16 protein-coding genes and 1 pseudogene are annotated in these 17,057 nt (G+C 68.0%); 5 read left to right on the plus strand and 12 right to left on the minus strand.

Annotation, left to right across the window (positions count from 1 at the left end):
* Nucleotides 1-14: 14 nt before the first annotated feature.
* From GXN78_RS27500 to GXN78_RS27520, 5 genes are read left to right on the plus strand one after another with little or no spacing between them, the layout of a single operon-like run.
* Entirely contained in the window at nucleotides 15-1,160 is a 1,146-nt protein-coding gene (locus tag GXN78_RS27500) for an FAD-dependent monooxygenase (protein ID WP_106554705.1), read from the plus strand.
* A gap of 29 nt (nucleotides 1,161-1,189) precedes the next feature.
* Nucleotides 1,190-1,411 (plus strand): recombinase-like helix-turn-helix domain-containing protein, encoded by a 222-nt coding sequence (locus GXN78_RS27505; protein WP_106554704.1) that lies wholly within the window; start codon nucleotides 1,190-1,192, stop codon nucleotides 1,409-1,411.
* Between the two features lie 12 nt (nucleotides 1,412-1,423).
* Entirely contained in the window at nucleotides 1,424-2,461 is a 1,038-nt protein-coding gene (locus GXN78_RS27510; protein WP_106554703.1) for an aromatic ring-hydroxylating dioxygenase subunit alpha, read from the plus strand.
* A 32-nt stretch (nucleotides 2,462-2,493) separates the two neighbouring features.
* A complete protein-coding gene (locus tag GXN78_RS27515; RefSeq protein ID WP_106554702.1) occupies nucleotides 2,494-3,465 on the plus strand; it encodes a PDR/VanB family oxidoreductase in 972 nt (323 codons plus the stop codon).
* A 39-nt stretch (nucleotides 3,466-3,504) separates the two neighbouring features.
* Nucleotides 3,505-4,611, plus strand: coding sequence for a porin (locus GXN78_RS27520; RefSeq protein WP_106554701.1), 1,107 nt, complete (start codon nucleotides 3,505-3,507; stop codon nucleotides 4,609-4,611).
* A gap of 16 nt (nucleotides 4,612-4,627) precedes the next feature.
* Here GXN78_RS27520 and GXN78_RS27525 read toward each other — a convergent pair whose 3' ends face one another.
* The 12 genes and pseudogenes from GXN78_RS27525 to GXN78_RS27580 form a co-directional block, all read right to left on the minus strand.
* Complete coding sequence (locus GXN78_RS27525; RefSeq protein ID WP_106554700.1) at nucleotides 4,628-5,083, minus strand: hypothetical protein; 456 nt, start codon at nucleotides 5,081-5,083, stop codon at nucleotides 4,628-4,630.
* Nucleotides 5,084-5,307: 224 nt separating this feature from the next.
* Nucleotides 5,308-6,069: a Mut7-C RNAse domain-containing protein gene (locus GXN78_RS27530; protein WP_106554699.1), complete on the minus strand. Its 762-nt coding sequence runs from the start codon at nucleotides 6,067-6,069 to the stop codon at nucleotides 5,308-5,310.
* A gap of 25 nt (nucleotides 6,070-6,094) precedes the next feature.
* Nucleotides 6,095-6,574, minus strand: a complete 480-nt coding sequence (locus GXN78_RS27535; protein ID WP_106554698.1) for a YbaK/EbsC family protein — start codon at nucleotides 6,572-6,574, stop codon at nucleotides 6,095-6,097.
* A 152-nt stretch (nucleotides 6,575-6,726) separates the two neighbouring features.
* The gene (locus GXN78_RS27540) at nucleotides 6,727-8,025 is read right to left on the minus strand and encodes an MFS transporter (RefSeq protein WP_106554697.1); all 1,299 of its coding nucleotides are present in this window, start codon (nucleotides 8,023-8,025) and stop codon (nucleotides 6,727-6,729) included.
* Between the two features lie 114 nt (nucleotides 8,026-8,139).
* Nucleotides 8,140-10,863: a CoA-binding protein gene (locus GXN78_RS27545; RefSeq protein ID WP_106554696.1), complete on the minus strand. Its 2,724-nt coding sequence runs from the start codon at nucleotides 10,861-10,863 to the stop codon at nucleotides 8,140-8,142.
* 16 nt (nucleotides 10,864-10,879) lie between these two features.
* A complete protein-coding gene (locus GXN78_RS27550) occupies nucleotides 10,880-12,166 on the minus strand; it encodes an ATP citrate lyase citrate-binding domain-containing protein (RefSeq protein ID WP_106554695.1) in 1,287 nt (428 codons plus the stop codon).
* Between the two features lie 138 nt (nucleotides 12,167-12,304).
* A complete protein-coding gene (locus GXN78_RS27555; RefSeq protein ID WP_106554694.1) occupies nucleotides 12,305-13,072 on the minus strand; it encodes a class II aldolase/adducin family protein in 768 nt (255 codons plus the stop codon).
* A gap of 53 nt (nucleotides 13,073-13,125) precedes the next feature.
* A complete protein-coding gene (locus tag GXN78_RS27560) occupies nucleotides 13,126-13,992 on the minus strand; it encodes an amidohydrolase family protein (RefSeq protein WP_106554693.1) in 867 nt (288 codons plus the stop codon).
* Nucleotides 13,993-14,109: 117 nt separating this feature from the next.
* A complete protein-coding gene (locus GXN78_RS27565; RefSeq protein WP_106554692.1) occupies nucleotides 14,110-14,775 on the minus strand; it encodes an ankyrin repeat domain-containing protein in 666 nt (221 codons plus the stop codon).
* Nucleotides 14,772-15,578 (minus strand): TatD family hydrolase, encoded by an 807-nt coding sequence (locus GXN78_RS27570; RefSeq protein WP_106554691.1) that lies wholly within the window; start codon nucleotides 15,576-15,578, stop codon nucleotides 14,772-14,774. Before GXN78_RS27570 ends, GXN78_RS27565 begins: the two co-directional genes overlap by 4 nt.
* Before the next feature lie 64 nt (nucleotides 15,579-15,642).
* Nucleotides 15,643-16,014 carry a PilZ domain-containing protein gene (locus GXN78_RS27575; protein WP_164255800.1) on the minus strand — a complete coding sequence of 124 codons (372 nt, stop codon included), beginning with the start codon at nucleotides 16,012-16,014 and terminating at the stop codon, nucleotides 15,643-15,645.
* Nucleotides 16,011-17,033, minus strand: a pseudogene (locus GXN78_RS27580) (DNA polymerase III subunit delta'). The gene GXN78_RS27575 and the pseudogene GXN78_RS27580 overlap by 4 nt, the downstream one beginning before the upstream one ends.
* Nucleotides 17,034-17,057 lie beyond the last annotated feature (24 nt).

The following is a 17,057-nucleotide window of genomic DNA, read 5'->3' on the forward strand; positions in this document are numbered from 1 at the left end:
GGACGGAGACAAGAATGGAAACCAGCCAATCCACCATCGGTATCGTTGGCGCGGGCATCGGCGGCCTGGCCGCGGCCATCGCGCTGCGGCGCGCAGGCCACGAGGTCGTCGTGTTCGAGCAGGCGAAGCAGTTCGCCCGCGTCGGTGCCGACATCAACCTCACGCCCAATGCGGTGCGCGCGCTCGACGGCCTGGGCGCCGGCGAGGCGGCGCGCGTGACCGCCGCGCGGCCCAGCCACCGCATCAGCCGCAGCTACGACACCGGCGAGGAGACCTCGCGCCTGGAAATGGCCGAGACCGCCGAGCAGAAGTACGGCGCGCCGCAGCTCACCATCCACCGCGCCGATCTGCTGGCGGCGCTGGCCGAGATGTTCCCGGCCGATCGCGTGGCGCTCGGCAAGCGCGCCTCGGCGATCGCGGCCGACGCGGAGGGCGTGAGCCTGGCCTTCGAGGACGGGAGCAGCGCCCGCGTGGGTGCGCTGGTCGGCGCCGACGGCATCCATTCGGCCGTGCGCCGCGCCATGTTCGGCGCCGAGAGCCCGCGCTTCACCGGCATCGTCGCCTACCGCGCGGTGGTGCCGGCCGAGCGCGTCGCCAGCCTGCCCAACCTGGGCGCTTTCACCAAGTGGTGGGGACCGAATCCGCAGAGCCAGATCGTCACCTTCCCGCTCAACCGCGGCAAAGACATCTTCATCTTCGCGACCACGCCGCAGGACAGCTGGCAGCTCGAATCCTGGACGGCGCCCGGCAGCGTGGACGAACTGCGCGAGCAGTACGTCGCCTACCACCCCGAGGCGCGCGCGCTGCTCGAGGCCTGCGACACGGTGCTCAAGACCGCGCTGTACGAGCGCGACCCGATGCCGGCCTGGGCCGCGGGCCGCATGGCGCTGCTCGGCGACGCGGCGCATCCGATGCTGCCCTTCATGGCGCAGGGCGCGGGCATGGCCATCGAGGATGCGGTCGTGCTGGCCCGCCATCTCGAAGGCGTGGCGATGCGCGACATCGCCGGCGCGCTGCAGCGCTACGAGCGCGCGCGAATCGAGCGCACGAGCCAGATCCAACTGGGCTCGCGCGGCAACAACTGGCTGCGCGAAGGCGGCAATGCGGACTGGGTCTACGGCTACGACGCCTGGGCCGTCCCGCTTGCCGCCGCCGCCTGACAAACCCAACCCTTCCCACGGAGGCCACGATGCAACAAGACCGCTACCTGCAACCCCACCAGGCGCGCCAGCGCCCCGCCACCACCTACGAAGACCTGCTCGGCGATGCGATCGAGCGCGCCTTCGGCGACGGCGTCCACGACCTCGCCGGCCTGGTCGAGCGGCTCAACGACAGCGGCCTGGCCACGCCCGGCGGCCAGCGCTGGACCGAGGACCTGTACCGCCAAGAGATGGCCAAGCTCGGCGCCTGAGGAGAACACACCATGACCACCATCGCCATCCAACCCGTCGCGCAAGACCCGGTGGACCAACTGCTCGAGATCGGGCTGAAGGACCTCTGGTATCCGATCTGCCCCTCGCATTTCATCGGCGAGAACCCCATCTCGCTGCGCCGCCTGGGCCGCAAGCTCGCGCTGTGGCGCGACGGCGAAGGCACGCTGCATGCGCTGGAGGACCGCTGCCCGCATCGCGGCGCGCCGCTGTCGCAGGGCGTGATCCTGGGCGACCGCCTGTCCTGCCCCTACCACGGCGTCGAGGTGCGCCATGACGGCGTGGTGACGCGCGTGCCCGGCAGCCCGGGCTGCAAGCTCGAGGGCTCGCAGGCCACGCGCCACTTCCATGTGGAAGAGCGCGCCGGCGCGGTGTTCCTCTACAACTCGAAGGAGTCGGTCGACGTGCCGCCGCCGCTGGTGTTGCCGGAGCAGCTCACGGACGACGCGCAGTACGCCTCCTTCCTTTGCTACACCGAGTGGAAGGGCGACTACCGCTACGTGCTGGACAACGTGATGGACCCGATGCACGGGACCTTCCTGCACAAGCAGTCGCACTCGATGGCCGAGGGCGATTCGCAGGCGAAGTTCGGCGTTCGGCCGACCGACCACGGCTTCGTGTTCGAGAAGGAAGGCCAGCGCAACGTCAACTTCGACTGGACCGAGTGGGCCGACACGGGCCTGCACTGGATGCGGCTGGAGATCCCGTACCCGCGCACCGGCGGCCCCGGCGGCAACTTCATCATCGTCGGCGCCTTTGCGCCCATGTCGAAGGGCATGACGGCGACCTTCTTCTGGCGCGTGCGCAAGCTGGCGCCGGGCTGGGAGCGCGACACCTGGCGCTTCCTCTACAAGAACCGGCTGGAAGCGCGCCACTGGCATGTGCTGGAGCAGGACCGCGTGATGCTGGAAGACATGGAGCCCGATGCCAACCAGCACGAGAACCTGTACCAGCACGACCTGGGCATCGTCCGCCTGCGCCGCCACATGCGCAACCTGGCGCAGGCGCAGCTGGAGCAGGCCGCGGCCTGAGCCTTCCTTTAGTTTTCTCGAGGTCCACGCCCATGTCTTCCCCCACGCTCAACGCGCTCGTGCACACCATGCGCTACGAGGCCGAGGGCATCGTCAGCGTCGAATTCCGCCCGGCTTCGCCGGAGGTGGATTTCCCCGCCTTCGAGGCCGGCTCGCACATCGATTTGCATCTGCCCAACGGGCTGGTGCGCAGCTACTCGCTGTGCAATCCGGCCAGCGACCGCCAGCGCTACGTGGTCGGCGTGGCCAACGACCGCAAGAGCCGCGGCGGCTCGCGCTACGTGCACCAGCAGTTGCGCGTGGGCATGACGCTGCCGATCTCGGCGCCGCGCAACAACTTCCACCTGGAGGAGGGCGCCGAGCGCTCGGTGCTGGTGGCCGGCGGCATCGGCGTGACGCCCATCTGGTGCATGCTGCAGCGCCTGGTCGCCATCGGCAAGCCGGTGGAGATGATCTACTGCGCGCGCACCCGCAAGGAGGCGGCCTTCTGCGACGCGATCGAGGCGCTGGCGCGCGAGAACCAGGTCGCGCTGACCTGGCATTTCGATGCCGACAAGGGCGCGCCGCCCGATCTCGCGGCGATGCTGGGCGGCAAGAGCGCGGGCAGCCATTTCTATTGCTGCGGCCCCGCGCCCATGCTCGACGCCTTCGAGAAGCACTGCGAGCAGCTGGGCTACGCGAATGCGCACGTCGAGCGTTTCGCCGCCGCCCACGTGGAGGCGCCCAGCGCCACCGAGGCTTACGTGGTCGAGTGCGCGAAGAGCGGCAAGAGCGTTGAAGTGCCGCCGGGCAAGTCCATCCTCGACAGCCTGATCGACGCCGGCCTCAATCCCGACCACAGCTGCAAGGAAGGCGTGTGCGGCGCCTGCGAGACGAAGATCGTCTCGGCGGGTGAGATCGAGCACCGCGACGGCATCCTCACCAAGGCCGAACGAGCCGCCAACAAGACCATGATGATCTGCGTCTCGCAGTGCAGGCGTGGGCCACTGGTGCTGGACATCTAGTCATCTGGTTTCCCAACTCTCTCTCTCTCGAAAAATCCAATGAAAAAGTCTTTTGTGGCCGCGGCCGCATGCGCGGCTGCGGCCGGCGCCTGCGCGCAAGCGAATTCCGTCCAGGTCTTCGGCGTCGTGGATGCTGCCGTCACCTACACCACCGGGTCGGGCAACGGCTCCTCCAGCAAATGGCAGCTGACCAACAGCGGCAACACCTTCAGCCGGCTGGGCTTCCGCGGCACCGAAGATCTTGGCGGCGGCCTGGCCGCCGGCTTCTGGCTCGAGGCGGGGCTGCAGAACGACAACGGCACGGGCTTCGGCACGAACAGCAACAACCAGGCGAGCGGCGCGACCGCTCCGGGCCTGATGACCTTCAACCGGCGCTCCACGGTGAGCTTCTCCGGCGGTTTCGGCGAGCTGCGGCTGGGCCGCGACTACACGCCGACCTTCTGGAACACGGCGCTCTACGATCCCTTCGGCACCGGCGGCGGCATCGGCGCGAACCAGCTGTACTTCTCGGGCCTGGGCGGCCTCACGGCGCCGACAGGCACGCGCGCCTCGAACAGCATCGGCTACTTCCTGCCGCCGAACCTGGGCGGCTTCTACGGGCAGGCGATGTACGCCATGGGCGAGAACGACAACCGGTCCGTGCTGCCGGGCACACTGCGCTCGAACCGGGACGACGGCGACTATGCGGGCATTCGCGTGGGCTATCTCAATGGCCCGTTCAACGTGACGCTCGCCACCGGCAAGACCCGCTACGCGACCGGCGACCTGCGGGTGTCGAACATCGGCGCCTCCTATGTCTTCGAGTCGCTGATGAGCCTCAGGCTGATGGGCGAGGTCTACAGCGAATCGCTGGGTGCGGTCGACGGCAAGGGCGCGCTCTTGGGCTTCATCCTTCCGGTCGGCGTGGGCGAGATCAAGGCCTCGTATGCGCGCTACAAGCGCGAGCCCGTGGGCAATGTGCCGGAGCCGACGACGTCGAAGCTGGCGCTGGGCTATGTCTACAACCTGTCGAAGCGCACGGCGCTCTATGGCACCCTGGCCTACCTGCGCAACCGCAATGGCGCGACGCAGGCGCTCGCCGGCTCGATCACGACGCCCAACGGGTCTTCGAAGGGCACCGAGTTCGGCATGCGTCACACCTTCTAGGCGCGACCCTGCGCGTTCAGTCGAGGTAGTCGAGGAAGAGGGGAATCACGTCCTGGAGGAAGGCGGCCTCCTCTTCGGCGATGCTGCGCGGCTCCACGTCGAAGTGGATGAAGCTGCCGTAGAGCGTCCCGTCCTCGCGCCTCAGCACGCGGCCGTAGTAGGACTCGACGAGGCCATCGTAGGGGCTCACCAGGCCCTGGTCCCTGGAGGCATGGTGGGTCGCGAACTCGCCCTCGCGGATGACGAAGTCGCAGAAGCTCTTGTCCAGCGGCACGGCCTTGAGCCAGCTGCGGTATTCGGAGCCGCGATCGAAGACATGGACGGCTTCCATGGTCTCACCGGTCAGCTTGTAGATGGCCGTGTAGCGGTACGGCGTCCGGTCGTTGAGCAGGGCCAGCGCGGGACGGATCCCGTGCTTGGCAAGAACACTGCGAACTGCCGCCGTCTGGGCGGGCAAGTCGATCTCGTGCATGAGGATCCGAGGGGTGGGCGAGGGCAGATTTGACGCGGAGGGTTGACGGGAATTCTAGGAAGGGCTCGCCACCGGCAACTGACTTCGACGGCAATCTCCGCGACCGAGTGGGGCGATTGCGCGTTGCCATCCTCAGGTCACAGCATGCGCTGATGATGCAGCGTCGCTCTGCATGACACGGGCATGAAGACCAAAGGCCTACATGCGCGAAGCGGGTCGTTCGTTCATCTGGAATCGACACCGGATCGCGCCCCGCACAGCCCATCCACCAGGGCCCGCATGCGCTCCCAGTGCGAGCCTTCCCAGAACACGCCCCGGCACACATCGCAGGTGCTGAAGCGCTGGTAGCGCTCGCGCACCGACGGCGGCAATGCGGCGGCGACCTGCGCCTTGTCGATCCCGCGCAAGGGCGCGTTGCAGTTGAGGCAGAGCGTGAAAGGCCGCGCGCTGCGCGCCAGGTCGAGCCGGTCGAAGATCTCGCGCAACTGCTGCGCCGAATGCAGGGCGTGCACGTAGCAGCCATGCGTGACCCCACGGCGCTTGAGCAGCTCGCGGTCCCGCGTGAGCACGATGCGTTCCTGCGCGCCGGCGATGCGCTCGATCTCGTCGTCCTGGAAATGGTTGTCGTACAGGGTGTCGAAGCCGGTCATGCGCAACAGCCGGGCCAGACCGCCCAGATGCGCATCGGCGACGAAGCGCGTGCAGCGCAAAGCCTGGGCGCGAACGCGCAGCAGCGGCGTGACGTCGAGCGCTTCGAACTTCGGGTAGACGGCCACGCGGTCGCCTTCCCGCAGCAGGGCGCCGAAGCCGGACGACTCGCCGTTGAGCAGCACCAGCTCGACCTCGGTATGGGGCACGCCGAGCGCCTCGATCATGTGCTTGGTGGTCGCCCGGCGCGCGCAGGGGCAGGAGAACGCGCGCCTGCGCCGCTCGGGCGCAAGGAAGTCGTTCAGCTCCTCGTAGAAGCGGAAGGTCGCCGTGACCATGGGCGCACAGCCGCCGCGGCTGCCCTCAATGCATCGGCGACTTGCTGAAGCTCCCGTGCGGCTGGGCGCGCATCAGCTCGTGGAACTGGTCGTGCGACATCCGCAGCAGCTGCGCGTGGTCGCCGACCTCCATGTAGACGACCTCGTTGCTTTCGAGCTCGTCGTCGACGAGGGTCGGGATGCCCCAGGCCATGCCGACCGGCGGCACCGCGCCGCGCTCGCAGTCCTGGAACAGCGCGGCGATGCGATCCTCGTCGGCCAGCCGCAGCCGGTAGCGGCCGGCCAGGCGGGAGAACTCGCCCACCATGAGGACCCGGTCCGCGGGCAGGACGGCCATCACGCAGCCGTCGTCGTCCTGGAGGATGACCGATTTGGCCAGCTGGCTCGCAGGAACATGGGCGCTGCGCGCCGTCTCCGCGCTGCTGCGGCTGTGCTCATGCGTGCAGATCTCGTACCGGGCGCCGCGCTGGTCGAGGTAACTGGTCAGATGCGAGGGGAGGGACATGGCATCTCCTTGTGCGAAGTCGCCGGCCCGGTCCGACGCGGCCCAGGCCGTCCCGGCAGTTTGCGCCCGCCACCGACCGATCGCAAGAGTCGGCGGGATGTCCTGCCCCCTCTCCCGCTCGCGGGAGAGGGCTGGGGTGAGGGTCTGCGCCCTCAGCCCCGCCCCGCCTTCCGCCGATACAACGCCAGCGTCGCCACCAGCCCGCACAGCGCCGCGATGCTGATCCAGTACGCCGGCGCCGCCTTGTCCGCCGTGGCCTCGATCAGCCAGGTCGACACCGCCGGCGTGAAGCCGCCGAAGAGCGCGGTGGCCAGGCTGTAGGCCAGCGAGAAGCCGACCACGCGCACCTGCACCGGCATCACCTCGGTGAGCGCGACCACCATCGCGCCGTTGTACATGCCGAACAGGAAGGAGAACCAAAGCAGCACATCCAGCATGCGGCCGAAGCTGGGCGCCGCGGCCAGCCAGGACATCGCCGGGTAGGCCGTGAGAATGGCTAGCACGGTCATCGCGATCAGCAGGGGCTTGCGGCCGAGGCGGTCGGAGATCGCGCCACCCACCGGCAGCCAGATGAAGTTGGAGACGGCGACCAGCAGTGTGACGACCAGACTGTCCTTCGCGCTCAGGTGCAGCACGGTGCGGCCGAAGGTGGGCGTGTAGACGGTGATCAGGTAGAAGGTGGCGGTGGTCATCGCCACCAGCAGCATGCCGGCCAGCACGATGCGCCAGTTCTGCCGCATCGACGCAGCCACTTCGCGCGTGGTCGGATGGTGCGTCCGGGCGCGGAAGGCCTCGGTCTCCTGCAGCGAGCGGCGCAGCAGGAAGATGCAGGGAATGATCATGCAACCGACGAAGAAGGGGATGCGCCAGCCCCAGGCGCCGAGGTCTTCGGGCGTCAACAGCTCGTTGAGCGCGAAGCCCAGCGCCGCGGCCAGCACGATCGCCACCTGCTGGCTGGCCGACTGCCAGGCTGTGTAGAAGCCCTTGTTGCCGGGCGTAGCCATCTCCGACAGGTAGACCGAGACGCCGCCCAGCTCCGCGCCGGCGGAGAAGCCCTGCAGCAGCCGGCCGAGCAGCACCAGCGCGGGCGCGAGCAGGCCGATCGAGGCATAGCCCGGCACGAAGGCGATCAGCACCGTGCCGCTGGCCATGATGGAGAGCGTGACGATCAGGCCCTTGCGGCGGCCGACCTCGTCGATGTAGGCGCCGAGCACGATGGCGCCCAGCGGCCGCATCAGGAAGCCGGCGCCGAAGACCGCGAAGGTCAGCATCAGCGAGGCGAAGTCGCTGCTCGTCGGAAAGAAGGCGTGGGCGATCGAGGTCGCGTAGAAGCCGAAGAGGAAGAAGTCGAACTGCTCGAGGAAATTGCCGCTCGTGACGCGCAGAACCGCGCCGAGCTTGGAGCTCGAGGCAGGCGCGGGTGTGCCGTCGGCCAGGATGGCTGAACTCATGGGGACTCTCCAGTGGTGTATGAGGTTTTGGCGGAGAAGGAAATGGACAGGGTCCGCAGACCCTATCTCAGGCGTGCTTGCGGCACCCTGACCAGCAGCTGAATTCGTGCCGGCTCAGGCGACGAATTTGCAGAGGGATGCGACCGTACGCGTGTCCATGTTGCGGCCGCGGTTGAGGTGGTCGTCGATCTCGGCGGCGCAACCCAGCATGCGCGGGTACAGGAAGATCGTGAACGCGGCGGTTTCGAGATCGCGCTCGCCGATCTCGCCGGACTGCAGCGGCTTCCACAGCATCTTGAGGAGCAGGGCGGCGATCACCGCATCCACGTTCACGCAGTAGACGTTGCGCGAGACGCCGGCATCGAAGAGCTGCTGCACCAGCGCACGGTAGAAGTCGTGGAACACGTTGTGGTCGCCCCGCGACTCGCGCAGCTTCGCGATGAAGACCTCGCGCGGGTCGAGGTTGACCGGCTTGTCCTTGAAGACCGGGTGGTTCACGCCCGGCAGCTTGGCGATGTCCAGGCTGCCTGCGCTCTTCTTGCGGGTCTTGTACTGCGCGTACTGGTCGACCGCCTTCGCGGCGAGCGCCTTGAGATCCACGCCGTGCTCCGGGGCGCCCGGATCGTCGAGCCCGCTGCCCTTGAACTGCTCGATCAGGTAGGCGATGCCCTCGTAGCCGTTGCCGCCGTGCGCATAGCCGGTGTGCGTGAGGAAGCCGACCAGCGCCTTGTTGAGCTGCACCCGCTCGGGCTGCTCGGGGCCGTCCGCCGAGACCGCGCCCTTGGCGCCCTGGGCCGAGATGGCGCCGGGCCCGTTGGTCAGCAGCAGGCCGACCAGGGTCTGGAAGGCGAAGAGGTCGTTCTCGCCCGGCGTGCGGCCGAGGAGGGCGGCGAAGGCGATCTCGCCGAGGCTTGCGCTCTCGAGCATCTGCTTTTGCGCGATGCCGCAGAAGCCATCGGGCGCGTGCCGCGCGGCATCGGCCGAGGCACCGATCAGCGTGCCGAAGAGCTGCAGCCACCACGGGAAGTTCTGGGCCGTGAGCAGCGAGATGCGCTTGCGCGACAGCGGCCCCCAGGCCAAGGTGGCCGAGACCGCGGCCAGCGCGGCCGCCTCGGTCGGATGGCCGGGGAGGCCCTGCAGCCAGCGCAGGAACACCGAGCGGCCGCCGCGTGCCTGCACGCCGGCCAGCAGGGCCTGGGCACGGGCGTCGGGCGTGTCGGTCGTGAGCGCGGGCGCGTCCGCCGTGTCGATCTGCGCGATGTCGAAGCTGTCGCTGAGCGAGGCTCCGAACTCGTTGCCGAGGCCCGCGGCATGGAAGCGCTCGAGCATGAAGCCCAGCGCCTCGCGCGCCGCCTGCTGGCGCTTCGGCCCGACGATGGCGGCCGCCGCGGCCAGCACCGAATTGGGCGCGTTGCCGGCCTCGCGGCTGGCTTGCGCCGCCGCCAGCTCGGGCCGGCCGTGCAGGTTGATGTGGGCCGCGACCGTGGGTGCGATCAGCTTTCGGTCGTTCTCGCCGCCGGCATCGTGCAGCAGCGCCAATGCGACGTTCGATTCCAGCGAGAGCGTGGCCGCGTCCAGCATGCTGGTGCCGTGCAGGCTGCTGACCTGCGTTTTCGCGTCCATCTGCGAGGCGCCCGAGGCGTCCTTCATCGTCTGGCGCGGCACCACGCCGCCGATCTGGGTGTTGAGCAGCGCCACCTGCTCGCCGTAAGGGGCGAGCGCCTGTACCACCGCCGGGCGCAGCTCTGCCGGCAGGTCCAGGCCCTCGTCGGAACCGAACCAGGGCTTGAGCGCCAGCGTGCCCTCGGGCGCGAAGTCGGGGAGGGTGGCGTTGGCGCGCATCACCGCCGTCAGCGCGGCCGGGATGTGGGCGATGTTGGTGACCAGCGCGCCCTTGGCCGAGAACACCGGATTGTCGGGCGTGAAGATGCCGTCGACGCCGAACTTCTCCATGAACCAGCGTTCCTTCGCCAGCGCGTCGTCAGAGCCGCCGGCCATCGCGCCGGCATGGCCGACCGCGCGCGTGAGCTTGCTCTTCCAGCGGCCCACGACGCAGGCCACCACCGGCTTGTTGAACTTCGCGTCGAGCTCGTAGTAGCCACCGGGCTCGCAGTACAGCACCGCAGCCTTGCTGCGCGCATCGTTGGCGAGCGCGAAGGCGAACTCGGGCGCGGCATAGTGGATGTAGACGTCCTTGCCCGAGGAGATCACGGTGGTGGTGCCCCAGCCCGCCATGCGCAGGTACTGCGCGATGGTGGTGGAGAAGCCGCCCGAGTTGGAGAAGATCGCGATCGAGCCCGGCCGCAGCGAGTCGCTGGGCTTGTCGCCGCCCAGGGCGCCGCCGACGCGCACCTGGTTCCACGAGTCGGCCACGCCCAGGCCGTTGGCGCCGAAGATGTCGATGCCGTTTTGCTGGCCCATGGCGCGGATCTCGCGCGCGTCGTGCACGGCGATCTTCTCGGTGATGATGAAGATCTTGCGCAGCTCCGGATTCACGCGGATCAGTTCAGCCACGCCGTCGCGTGCCGCCGAGGGCGGCAGGTACACCACGCCGCAGTTGAAGCGGTGGCCCGCCGCCAGCCCGTCGCGCACGTTGTTGAACACGGGGATGTCGCCGATGGGCGTTTCCAGCACCGCGCCGCCCTTGCCGGGCGCGGTGCCGAAGACCACGTTGCCGCCCGAGTAGGCATGGCTCACCGGCGTGACCTCGCTCGATTCGCCGCCCAGGATGTTGAGCACGCAGACGCGGTCCTCGCGCGAGGCGACCTGCGTGAGCGAGCTGATGCCGACGTGGTACTTGAAGTCGCCCACGCCTGTCTTCTGCCAGCTGGATTGCATGATTCTTTGCTCCCTTTCAAGCGGCCGCGGGGGCCTGGATGCCGAGGCGCGCGGCGACCTGCTCGCGTCCGCCGTCCTTCATCCACGCGTTGATCTTGCGGGCGAACTGGATCACCTCGCTCATGTCGGAGTCGAAGCCGAAGAGGCGGTAGGGCAGGCCCAGCGCATCGCAGGTGTCGCGCAGCGCGCCCATGCCGCGCACCAGGTTCGGCCCGCCGCGGCCCACCACCACGTAGAGCGGCGTGGGCCCGTGCTGGCTGAAGTGCTCGCGGAGCGCGTCGGCCATGGCGCGCAGGGTCTCGAAGATGTCGGTGTTGTTGCTCTTGCCGCCGATGATGAAGAGCACGTTGGCCTGCTTGAGCCAGTGCTTGAAGCAGATGCGCGCGACCTCCTTCATCTTTTCGTAGGGCGGATTGCCGCCGAAGTCGGAGCTGATGATCGCGTCGTCACCCAGCATCTCGGTCACCAGCGAGTTGGCGCCGCCGCCGAAGGTGGGGGCGAGCACGGTGCCCTTGTCGTTGATCACATAGACGTCGCTCTGGCCCTGGTGGGTGCGCAGGGTGTTGATCTCCTGCTCGAAGTCGGAGTAGTCGGCCGCGAACAGGTGCGGCGGCAGTCCCAGGCGCAGCCAGCGCGGGTCGTCGCGGTCGAAGCCGCACTTGAAGTCGCAGGCCACTGGCGTGAGCCGGCCCTTCTTGTCCTCGCGCATGCGGATCGGGTTGAGCTCCAGCGTGGTCATGCCGAAGTCGTGGAACAGCTCCCACAGCTTGGGCAGCTGCTGCACCAGCGGCGAGATGATTTCCTTGGGCGCGCCGATCTCGGTCAGCGCATTGGCCACCACGAAGGCCTTGAGGCCGGTGAGTGGGTCGAAGGGGACCGTGGCGACCTGCGTCTTGTCGAGCTCCTCGATGTCCATGCCGCCCATGTGCGTGAGCGTCATGGTCGGCGCGCGGAAGCGCGTGGAGTCGCTGATCGAAAAGTAGACCTCGTGCTTGGCGGGCACGCCGGCCTCGAAGGTCACGCCGTTGGCCTTGGCCTTGACGTGGCCGACCTGGTGCTCGGCGAAGTAGAGGCGCTCCTTCTCGGCCAGCGCGGTCTTGAGGTCGCTGGCGCGGCCCAGCAGTCCGGCCTTGCCCTTCTTGCCGATGCCGCCCTTGAAGACCGGCTTGATGAAGACGAGCCCGTATTTGTCGATGAGCGCCTTGATCTCCTCTTCGCTGGCCGCGGGGCCCAGCACCTCGGTGGCCGGAAAGCCCACGAAGTGCAGCAGGCGTGCGCCGTGCAACATGCCCGTGATCTGCATGGTCGATGTCTCCTGGTGGTGCGCGAACTGCGCCGTGGGTCGCCCGCGTTTCGGGTGGCCTCGGAGAAATCGTAGAAATCGAAGCTGTCGATCCGCCGTCAGTGCGATCAGGGTTTGTACGGGGCGGGCGCAAGACCGCTACTGCTTGTAGCTCGGGTCGACGCGATCCAGCTTGCGGATCAATGCCGGCCAAACGAAGGCGCCACCCAGGCCGCCGGTCTGCACCTTCAGCGCGTGGCCCACGCCTTCGACGATGCGCGGATCGACATGCGTGAGCTCGCCGCCGCCGGCCTGCGCGGCGATCTGGATCTGGCAGGCGTTCTCGAAGGTGTACATCGAGAGGAAGGCGTCAGCGATGGTTTTGCCGACGGTCAGCAGGCCGTGGTTGCGCAGCATCAGGAAGTTGGCCTCGCCCATGTCGGCCTGCAGTCGCGGCTTTTCCTCGTCGCGGAAGGCCACGCCCTCGTAGTCGTGGTAGGCCAGCGAGGCCAGCACGAAGGTCGACTGCTGGCTGATCGGCAGCACGCCGTTCTTCTGGGCGCTCACGGCAATGCCGGCGCGCGTGTGGGTGTGCAGCACGCACTGGATGTCCGGCCGCGCCGCATGCACCGCGCTGTGGATCACGAAGCCGGCGGGGTTGACGGGGTAGGGCGAGGTGATCAGTTTGTTGCAATCCTGGTCCACCTTGATCAGGCTCGAGGCGGTGATCTCGTCGAACATCAGCCCGTAGGGATTGATCAGGAAATGGTGCTCGGGCCCCGGCACCCGCGCGCTGATGTGGGTGAAGACGAGGTCGCTCCAGCCATGGAGCGCGACCAGCCGGTAGCAGGCCGCGAGGTCCACGCGCAGCTGCCATTCTTCGGCGGAGACGAGCTTCTGGATTTCGGAGGAGGTGGTGGTGTTCATGGGGTTGTCTCCTTGGGTACCGTCACTTTAGAGCCGAGCATGACGCTCGACTGTCAAGAATCGGACACCTGTCCCGGCATTTCGAAGCCGAACAGCCGCGCCGGTGTTTCCAGAAGGATCGCGCGGCGGTCGGCCTCCGAAGGCACGCTGCGCACCAACACGTTCAGCAGTGGACCGTAATCGAGCCGCCGCGTGGCCCGCACGTGCGGCCAGTCCGAACCCCAGATACAGTGGGTGGGGTCGAATGCTTCCAGCAATGCGGCGGTGAAAGGCCGTGCATCGGCAAACGGCAAGGCCTCTCGGGAGAACTTGTCGTAGCCCGAGAGCTTCACGGTGCAGCGCCCGCTGGCGGCCATGCCGAGAAGGGCCTGGAAGCCCGCGCTCGCGAGGCCTTGGTGCAAGGGCGAAAGATCGGGCCGACCGTGGTGATCGACCAGGATCTGCGCGCCGCAGCCCATGAGGCGCGGCGCAAGCGCTGCCATCTGGTCGCCCTCGACCTGCACCTGCACGCACATGCCGAGCGCCGCAATGCGCTCCCACAGCGCGTCCGCATCGGCATAGTGCGCAAGGCCGAGCAGCGCCATGTTGAATGCGATGCCCACCACGCCTTGTGCCTGCAGATCCTGGAGCCGTGCGGTCGAGGCATCGTTGTCGACCACGGCAATGCCCTTGAACCGGCCCTTGCCGTTGCGGATCGCGTCGAGCATGCAACGGTTGTCGGTGCCGTAGCCCGAGTTGGGCCCGACCAGAAGCGCGTGCGACACGCCGTACGCATCCATCACCTCGGTGAAGTAGGCGGCAGTGGCAATCTCGCCGCCCGAGGGCGAGTAGAAGACACCCGGCGTGTACGGGAACGATTCGGGGTCGAAGAGGTGGCAGTGGCAGTCGATCTTGGGCGTGGAAAAGATGGAGGCGTCCATGCCGCGGATTTTCCCGCCTTAACGGGGGCGTCTGTGCTTTTTATTTAACATAATGCACATTGTGTTTTTCGAATCGCTGAGGCAGGCGCTGAGGCGGCTCAGCTCGGGCGAGCCAGCTCACCACTTGCCATCGCCCGGCCGCTTGTTCGCCTGGGCCGCGGTGCTCAGCAGCCGCACCGCATCCGGCCGATTGGCGCGCTGGGCAAAGTCCAGTGCCGTCATGCCCAGTTGGTTCTTCATCGTCGTGTCGGCGCCCTCATCGAGCAGCAACTGCACCGCGGCGGCCGAGCCGTACATCGCGGCCATCATTAGCGGCGTGCTGCCGTTGGGCGACTGCGCGTCGATGAAGGCGTAGTTCTCCAGCAGCACCTTCATGATCGCCACGTGGCCGCCGGTGGCGGCGTAATGCAGCGGCGCCCAGCCCGGCTTGTTGACGTCGGCATCGCGCGCGATCAGGCGCGTGACCAGGTCCTGCTGGCCCTTCAGCGCGGCCAGCATCAGCGGGCTCTCGTCCTTGGCGTTGCGCACCTCGACGTTGGACTTGGGCGAATCCAGCAGCACCTGGATCACCTTGGGCGACGGCTCGCGCATGGCGATCAGCAGGCCAGCTTGGCCCTGTTCGTCGACGGTATTGGGGTCGAAGCCGCGATTCAGGAGCGCCTGGATGCTGCTCGCGTTGTCGCTTCGGACTGCCCGGAAGAAATCCTCGTACGAGCCGGCCTGCGATGAAAAAGATGCTGCAAATACAGCTAGATAGATGATGTATTTAAAGTAATTCTTCATGACTTCACCCCCTTGAACAGGGTCTCGAAGTTCCGGCTGGTCGCCTCGCCGATGGCCTCGACCGGCAGCTTGCGCAGCTCCGCGATCTGCTTGGCCACGAAAGGCACATAGGACGGATTGTTGGTCTTGCCCCGGTACGGCACCGGCGCCAGATAGGGGCTGTCGGTCTCGATCAGCATGCGGTCCAGCGGCACGAAGGTGGCCACCTCGCGCAGCTCGGCGGCCTTCTTGAAAGTCAGGATGCCCGAGAACGAGATGTAGAAACCCAGGTCCAGCGCGGCACGCGCGACTTCGGCCGTCTCGGTGAAGCAATGGAACACGCCGCCGGCGGCCCCCGCCGAGCCGTCCTCGCCCTCCTCCTTCAGGATCGCCAGCGTGTCGGCCGAGGCGTCGCGGGTGTGAATGATCAGCGGCTTGCGCACCTGCTGGGCAGCACGGATGTGAACCCGGAAGCGGTCGCGCTGCCACTCCATGTCGGAGATGCTGCGGCCGCCCTTGCGTTCTTCCATCTGGTAGTAGTCCAGCCCGGTTTCCCCGATCGCCACCACCTTGGGCAAGGCCGAGCGTGTCACCAAATCGTCCACCGAGGGCTCGGCGATGTCCTCGTTGTCCGGATGGACGCCGACACTGGCCCAAAAGTTGTCAAAACCAGCCGCGAGCGCCTGCACCTCGGCGAATTCCTCCAGGGTGGTGCAGATACAAAGCGCCCGGTCGACCTGCGCGGCGGCCATCGCCTCGCGGATCTGCGGCATCTGGCCGGCGAATTCGGGGAAGGTCAGGTGGCAATGGGAGTCGGTGAACATCGCAAAACTTCGGGAAACGGCGGCGCGACCGCAGCGGCTGCGGTCGACGTCGTGCAGACGGAACTCAAATGGTCTGGGTCGGGCGGTCGGAGGCCAGGGTGCCGCCGAGCGCCTCTTCGATGCGCGCCTTCAGCTGGCGCGACTTCTCGTCCGAGGGAAAGCGGATGCCGACGCCCGGCGCCCGGTTGCCGGCCGCGCGTGCCGGCGTGATCCAGGCCACCTTGCCAGCCACCGGGTAGCGCTGCGGGTCCTCGGGCAGCGTGAGCAGCACGTAGACGTCGTCGCCCAGGCGGTACTCGCGCGAGGTCGGGATGAAGATACCCTTCGGCGAACAGCGGGATGTAGGCGGCGTAGAGCGCGCCCTTTTCGCCTTGATCGCCAGCTGAATGACGCTGGGTCGGGCGGGCGCGGCGGGGTGGGAGGCTGTTGTATTCATGGGCGGCGGCTGGCGGAGTTTAGGGTGCTTCGCGCTTCGCTCACAAAGTGCTTCGAGCATCAAGCCCACGCATTGAAGGGATGTTCTGCGGTTTTTGCCGCATTGGCGAGCGACCGGGCCCAGCGGCCCAGCGCCGCCTTCGACGGTAGGGCCGGCAGGTCGGCAGCTTCGAAGAAGCGCGGCGCAGCGCCGCTGTCCACCGCCATGAGGTCGTGGCACAGCTTCTGCAGCGCGCCGATGGCCTGGGCCGGCGCATGGTCGGCCAGCGCGCCGATCTCGCCGCGCTGCATGGCCTTCGGAAACAGGCTCCAGGCCTTGGGCGACTGGCCCGAGGCGGCAAGCCGCAGGGCATCGCTGGGCCGGCCGCCGGCAGCGCGCAGCAGGGCGGGCGCGTCGGCCGCCGGCACGCCCTGCCCCACCAGCCATTCGCGCGCCTCGTCGTCGCCGGGCCAGGGCATGGTGAAGCCCAGGCAGCGGCTGCGGATGGTGGGCAGCAATTGCCACGCGGCCTCGCTGGCCAGGACGAAGCGCACGTCCCCGACCGGCTCCTCCAGCGTCTTGAGCAAGGCGTTGGCGGTGATGTTGTTCATCCGCTCGGCCGGATAGACCAGCACCGCCTTGCCGCGCCCGCGCCCGCTGGTGCGCTGGGCGAAGCCGACCGCATCGCGCATCGCCTCGACGCGGATCTCGCGGCTGGGCTTGCGCTTCTTGTCGTCGATGTCGGCCTGGCTCTTCTCGTCGAGCGGCCAGCCCAGCTCCTGCATCGCGACCTCGGGCATCAGCACGCAGAGGTCGGCATGGGTGCGCACGGCGATGGCGTGGCAGCTCGGGCAGTGGCCGCAGGCGCCCTGCCCGCCTTTTTCGTCGGGCTGCTCGCAGAGCCAGGCGGCCGCCAGGGCAAGGCCCAGCTCGTACTGGCCCAGGCCCGACGGCCCCTGGAGCAGCCAGGCATGGCCGCGCTGCCGCAGCAGCTCGGCCAGGGGCTTGCGCAGCCAGGGCGAAATGTTTAGCTCGCTCATTGGGCAGCCTCCGCCCTGCGGGCT

This window comes from Variovorax sp. WS11 (genome assembly GCF_010499245.1).
Taxonomy (GTDB): domain Bacteria; phylum Pseudomonadota; class Gammaproteobacteria; order Burkholderiales; family Burkholderiaceae_C; genus Variovorax.

Excerpts from the sequence above, each read along its gene's own strand:
- GXN78_RS27500 (WP_106554705.1), top strand. The coding sequence starts at position 15 with ATGGAAACCAGCCAATCCACCATCGGTATCGTTGGCGCGGGCATCGGC.
- GXN78_RS27505 (WP_106554704.1), top strand. The coding sequence starts at position 1,190 with ATGCAACAAGACCGCTACCTGCAACCCCACCAGGCGCGCCAGCGCCCC.
- GXN78_RS27510 (WP_106554703.1), top strand. The coding sequence starts at position 1,424 with ATGACCACCATCGCCATCCAACCCGTCGCGCAAGACCCGGTGGACCAA.
- GXN78_RS27515 (WP_106554702.1), top strand. The coding sequence starts at position 2,494 with ATGTCTTCCCCCACGCTCAACGCGCTCGTGCACACCATGCGCTACGAG.
- GXN78_RS27520 (WP_106554701.1), top strand. The coding sequence starts at position 3,505 with ATGAAAAAGTCTTTTGTGGCCGCGGCCGCATGCGCGGCTGCGGCCGGC.
- GXN78_RS27525 (WP_106554700.1), bottom strand. The coding sequence starts at position 5,083 with ATGCACGAGATCGACTTGCCCGCCCAGACGGCGGCAGTTCGCAGTGTT.
- GXN78_RS27530 (WP_106554699.1), bottom strand. The coding sequence starts at position 6,069 with ATGGTCACGGCGACCTTCCGCTTCTACGAGGAGCTGAACGACTTCCTT.
- GXN78_RS27535 (WP_106554698.1), bottom strand. The coding sequence starts at position 6,574 with ATGTCCCTCCCCTCGCATCTGACCAGTTACCTCGACCAGCGCGGCGCC.
- GXN78_RS27540 (WP_106554697.1), bottom strand. The coding sequence starts at position 8,025 with ATGAGTTCAGCCATCCTGGCCGACGGCACACCCGCGCCTGCCTCGAGC.
- GXN78_RS27545 (WP_106554696.1), bottom strand. The coding sequence starts at position 10,863 with ATGCAATCCAGCTGGCAGAAGACAGGCGTGGGCGACTTCAAGTACCAC.
- GXN78_RS27550 (WP_106554695.1), bottom strand. The coding sequence starts at position 12,166 with ATGCAGATCACGGGCATGTTGCACGGCGCACGCCTGCTGCACTTCGTG.
- GXN78_RS27555 (WP_106554694.1), bottom strand. The coding sequence starts at position 13,072 with ATGAACACCACCACCTCCTCCGAAATCCAGAAGCTCGTCTCCGCCGAA.
- GXN78_RS27560 (WP_106554693.1), bottom strand. The coding sequence starts at position 13,992 with ATGGACGCCTCCATCTTTTCCACGCCCAAGATCGACTGCCACTGCCAC.
- GXN78_RS27565 (WP_106554692.1), bottom strand. The coding sequence starts at position 14,775 with ATGAAGAATTACTTTAAATACATCATCTATCTAGCTGTATTTGCAGCA.
- GXN78_RS27570 (WP_106554691.1), bottom strand. The coding sequence starts at position 15,578 with ATGTTCACCGACTCCCATTGCCACCTGACCTTCCCCGAATTCGCCGGC.
- GXN78_RS27575 (WP_164255800.1), bottom strand. The coding sequence starts at position 16,014 with ATGAATACAACAGCCTCCCACCCCGCCGCGCCCGCCCGACCCAGCGTC.